Source organism: Pseudomonas sp. K5002, from assembly GCF_013386655.1.
GTDB lineage: Bacteria > Pseudomonadota > Gammaproteobacteria > Pseudomonadales > Pseudomonadaceae > Aquipseudomonas.
The window spans coordinates 1-2848 of sequence record NZ_JACARK010000612.1 but is presented as its reverse complement, the minus strand read 5'-3'; the positions used below and the strand labels follow the sequence as shown (position 1 = coordinate 2848).

Below are 2848 nucleotides of genomic sequence, written 5' to 3'. Positions count from 1 at the left end.
CAACCGTGCTGCGCGGGCCGTGCAGGGAGTCGACGCCGATCAATTCGGCACGCACGTCCTGCATGCGCACGCCGGTCAACTCCAAGCGTTTCAGGACCACATCGCGAGCCAGTTGCGCACGAGCGACCGCGCCCGGGCCACCGTAGGAAATCTGCCCCTCACCGATCCAGCCGTCCAGATAACCGACGCTGACTTTCAACGCTTCGGGACGTGGCCGTCCGCTCGCGCCGTGGGCACGCACCCGGTCCACGGTTTCTTCGGTAAACGCCACCTGGGAAAAATCCGCGCACACGTCCGGTGTGAGGTAGGCCGCCGGGTCGTGCACTTCGTAGATCAATTGTTCGGTGCACGTGGCACGGCTGACCCGCCCACCGGAACCTGCGACCTTGGTGATCAAGGCCTCGCCGTCTGGGTCAATCTCGGCCAGTGGAAAGCCAAGGCGTGCCAGATCGTCCACGTCCTTGAAACCCGGATCGGCAAAGTAGCCACCGCTGACCTGCCCCGCACATTCCAGTAAATGCCCCACCAGCGTGCCGAGCCCCAGCCGTTGCCAATCATCCGCAGCCCAGCCGAATTCGAACATCTGCGGCGCCAGGAACAGCGAAGGGTCTGCCACCCGGCCGGTGATCACCACGTCGGCCTCGGCGCGCAAGGCGTCGATAATGCCGTCGGCGCCCAAATAGGCGTTCGCGGAAATCAACCGCTCGCCCAACGAGCCAAGGGTCTGGCCGTTGTCGAGCAACTGCTCCGGCTGGGCACGCAAGGTCTCAAGCACGTCGTCGCCAACCACCGCCAGCACCTTGAGGTTAAGCCCCAGTTCACTGGCAATCCGCCGCACTTCAACCGCCGCCGCCACCGGATTGGCCGCGCCCATATTGGTGATTACCCGCAGGCGTCGGCGCCCTTCGGACCGGCCGACAAAGGGCAGCACGCGGCGCATGCGCTCACTCAACAGCGGGTCGTAACCGCCTTGTGGATCGCTGATCCGCGCCTGTTGCGCCAGGGCGATGGTGCGTTCGGCCAGGCATTCGAAGACCAGGTAATCCAGGTCGCCCTGTTCGGCCAATTCCACCGCAGGTTCGATACGGTCGCCGGAGTAGCCGGCGCCGGAACCGATGCGCAAGGTTTTCATTTCAAATCACTCCCAGGAGCAAAGCCGTCAGAGTCATCAACACCGACGCGGCAAACAGAAAGGGGATGGTGAAGCGCTGGTGATCGGCCAATTCGATCTTGCACAGGCCCACCAACAGGAAGGTCGCCGGCGTCAACGGGCTGACCGGAAAGCCGGTGGTGTGCACGCCCAGCAACGAGGCCTGGGCCACTTGCAGCGGGTCGACGCCCAAGGCCTTGCCGACTTCGGCGATCACCGGCATCACGCCGAAGTAGTAGGAATCGGGGTCAAACAGCATGCTCAACGGCATCGACAGGAAGCCCACCACCGCCGGGATCAGCTTGCCGTGGCCCGCCGGAATCTGCGCCACCGCCACTTCGGCGATGGCCTTGAGCATGCCGGTGCCTTGCATGATGCCGGTGAACACACCGGCGGCGAGCAGGATGCTGGCCATGGTCAGGGCGGTTTTTGCGTGGGCGTCGATCCGCGCGCGCTGGGCGTCGACGTTCGGGTAGTTGATGCACAGCGCCACCACGGTGCCGAGCATGAACATCACCACCGGGTCGACCCAACCGGCGATCATCACCACCATCACCAGTACCGTCAGGACCAGGTTGACCCAGAACAGCCGCGGGCGACGCAGGGCAATGTCATCGTCGCTGAGCACCCGTTGCGGCACGGCGTCCACGCTGGAACCAGCGCCCAGGCCCAGGCGTTTTTCTTCCCGGTGGCCCAGCCACCAGGCGCAGGCGAATACAAAGACCAGGCCAACGATCTGCACCGGGATCAGCGGCTGGAACAAGTCCGCCACCGGCACGTGCAGCGCCGCCGAGGAACGCAGTACCGGGCCGGTCCACGGCAGGAAGTTGACCCCGGCCGCCATCGCCGCCACACACGCGAGGATGCGTTTATCAATTCCCAGCCGCGTGTACAGCGGCAGCATCGCCGGCACCGTCACCAGGAAGGTCACCGCGCCGGAGCCGTCGAGGTGCACCAGCAGGGCCAGGGTCGCGGTACCGACGACAATCCTTGTAGGACGCGTCCCTACCGTGCGCAGGATGCGATCAATGATTGGATCCAGCATGCCGGCATCGGTCATGATCCCGAAGAACAGGATCGCGAACACAAACATCCCCACCACGGGGGCGACGTTCTTGATGCCGGTGATGATGAAGGCGCTGGTTTGCAGGCCGAAACCGCCCAGCAGCGCGGCGATGATCGGCAAGGCGATCAGGGCCACCAGTGGCGACAGGCGTTTGCTCATGACGGCAGTGAGCAGGCACAGGATGGTGATGACACCCAGGGTAGCGAGCATGGGGTAGCTCCAGAACGGCGTTTTCGGCCGGTTATTGTTTTCCCTGGAGTATTGGAATCGCGTTAGTCTTTGTAAATTGGAATATTCGGCACTCAACATTCGAAAAAACAAAACGCTCGAGCAAAATAAAAATGAAAAATTCGATCCAGCATATCCAGGCGTTTCTCGCCGTTGCCCGCACGGGCAGCTTTACCAAGGCTGCCAACGAACTGCATTTGTCGCCCTCGGCGCTGACCGTGCAGGTGCAGCAACTGGAGGAATGGCTGGGCGTCGCGCTGCTCGACCGCAGCCCGCGCCACGTCAGCATCACCGCCGCCGGGCTGGATGCACGCGGGCCGATGGAGAAATTGCTGCTGGACCTGGACAACATCGTCACCGGCTCCCGTGACCTGGCAGCGCTACGACGAGGCGTGGTGACCATC

At 63.5% G+C, this 2848-nt stretch carries 3 protein-coding genes; 1 reads left to right on the top strand and 2 read right to left on the bottom strand.

All coding sequences use genetic code 11. The features are described from left to right. Both HX846_RS24760 and HX846_RS24755 read right to left on the bottom strand, forming a co-directional pair. Positions 1-1132, bottom strand: a 1132-nt coding sequence (locus tag HX846_RS24760; protein WP_178966279.1) for an acyclic terpene utilization AtuA family protein, incomplete at its 3' end; no start/stop codon positions are given. Position 1133: 1 nt separating this feature from the next. Further along, positions 1134-2426: a CitMHS family transporter gene (locus tag HX846_RS24755; RefSeq protein ID WP_003213142.1), complete on the bottom strand. Its 1293-nt coding sequence runs from the start codon at positions 2424-2426 to the stop codon at positions 1134-1136. Between the two features lie 131 nt (positions 2427-2557). On the opposite strand from HX846_RS24755, the gene HX846_RS24750 reads away from it, so the two are divergent. Next, positions 2558-2848, top strand: a 291-nt coding sequence (locus HX846_RS24750) for a LysR family transcriptional regulator (protein WP_178966278.1), incomplete at its 3' end; no start/stop codon positions are given.